The 369-nt window shown below is 50.9% G+C and carries 2 tRNA genes; both read right to left on the bottom strand.

Going from position 1 to position 369, the window contains the following annotated elements:
- Window positions 1-4: 4 nt before the first annotated feature.
- A tRNA-Arg gene (locus NR201_RS22525) sits at window positions 5-81 on the bottom strand.
- Window positions 82-290: 209 nt separating this feature from the next.
- Window positions 291-367: transfer RNA gene (locus NR201_RS22530), tRNA-Arg, on the bottom strand.
- Window positions 368-369: the final 2 nt, after the last annotated feature.

Here is a 369-nt window from a genome sequence, read left to right on the forward strand (position 1 = left end):
AATATGGTGCATCCAGGAGGATTCGAACCTCCGACCGCTCGGTTCGTAGCCGAGTACTCTATCCAGCTGAGCTATGGATGCATAAATCAAATTCTTGTACAACGCAGGGTGCTAACTACTCACCATGAAAGGAATTGCTAATTCGCTTTGTTTCGATGGTGCATCCAGGAGGATTACTCAGCTTGCGCTTCGCCCTGCGGGCCGTTGCTGATGCAACGTTATCCTCCTTAGTGCGGCCTGTACGCTAATGCGTCATGTCACACCGAGGCACTTCTCCATATTCGAAAATATGGTGCATCCAGGAGGATTCGAACCTCCGACCGCTCGGTTCGTAGCCGAGTACTCTATCCAGCTGAGCTATGGATGCAT

This window comes from Pantoea sp. Fr-CA_6 (assembly GCF_024520895.1).
Lineage (GTDB): Bacteria > Pseudomonadota > Gammaproteobacteria > Enterobacterales > Enterobacteriaceae > Pantoea > Pantoea agglomerans.